Origin of the sequence: Aquimarina sp. I32.4 (assembly GCF_002924285.1) — a bacterium.
In the GTDB taxonomy this organism is placed as follows: Bacteria; Bacteroidota; Bacteroidia; order Flavobacteriales; family Flavobacteriaceae; genus Aquimarina.
Genome location: NZ_PGUB01000242.1, coordinates 1 through 1,087, shown reverse-complemented (window position 1 = coordinate 1,087; position 1,087 = coordinate 1). Strand labels below are relative to the sequence as shown.

3 protein-coding genes are annotated in these 1,087 nt (G+C 31.0%); all 3 read left to right on the top strand.

All coding sequences use genetic code 11. The annotated features are described in order from the left end of the window. Positions 1 to 139: 139 nt before the first annotated feature. Positions 140 to 388, top strand: a complete 249-nt coding sequence (locus CVD18_RS22290) for a hypothetical protein (RefSeq protein WP_103867638.1) — start codon at positions 140 to 142, stop codon at positions 386 to 388. 116 nt (positions 389 to 504) lie between these two features. After that, complete coding sequence (locus CVD18_RS23445) at positions 505 to 801, top strand: integrase core domain-containing protein (protein WP_103867637.1); 297 nt, start codon at positions 505 to 507, stop codon at positions 799 to 801. Between the two features lie 13 nt (positions 802 to 814). Then, positions 815 to 1,087, top strand: a 273-nt coding sequence (locus tag CVD18_RS22280; protein ID WP_146052807.1) for a transposase, incomplete at its 3' end; no start/stop codon positions are given.

The following is a 1,087-nucleotide window of genomic DNA, read 5'->3' as shown; positions in this document are numbered from 1 at the left end:
CTGTGAAAGATTCTGGTACCATTTGCACTTGTTTTAAAACAAAGATAACTAGTTAAGTCGTATTATAGAATATAGCTTTAAAGTATATAGTGGTTGTGGTTTTATAAAAGGGGAAAGAGAATTTAGTGTTTTTGGCCCGATGGAATTAAGAGAAATTAATATAGCTTACGAGTTACCAGAATATATAAAGGGAGCTGTATCTTTCGGTTTAGATGGCTCGGGGAATCATATAGTATTTGATATGCGGCCAGAAAAAAATCATACAAAATATAAAATTTATGGAGTACATTCTGGCTATTTAGAATGGAACGGAGCTAAATTGATTGCTAATGATTTTTGGGAATTCATTAATGGAACTGAAAACATAGATGAACTTGTAAATAACTAAAAAAAGTCTTTGAGAGTTCGATATATGACTTTTTTCAAAGATACCTACCCAAATACTTTAAGAATTAAGATAAGTTTTTAGACAGTCTGACGTTAGCCTTTATTAAATGAAACAATATGAAAAACAATCCGCTTTTTGGTATTTCAATAGCTCTAGCTTTTATTAGTTGTACTAAAGAAGAAAACAAAAGAGAAAAGATAGAAATTAGTATGACTGAAGAAAATCATTGTTACGAAAACGCAATGGCAGAAAGAGTAAATGGCGTCTTAAAAGATGAATTTTATCTCGACCAAACCTTTACAAACGTAGCACACGCAAAGAAAGTTTCAAAAAGCGCAATTAATTTATATAACGAAGTATGGAGTTGCTACCTTTATTCGGACAGATATTTAAGACGGTTTATGTTTAAATAAATATCTTAGAAAAATGAAAAAACGATTTTATAGTAAAGAATTTAAATCAGAAGCTGTTCAATTAAGCTATCAGCGAGAAAACATAAAAGAATTAGCCAATGAATTAGGGGTTAAAGTTGATAGGATTTATCGTTGGCGTAAGTTAGATAGTGAAGATGGAGTTTCTAAAAAGGCTTCTAAATCGCCTTCACAAATAGATAATCAGGAAGTAAAGGAGTTACGTAAAGCCCTTAAAGATGCTCAATTAGAACTGGAAATCTTAAAAAAGGCCGTTCACATTTTCTCC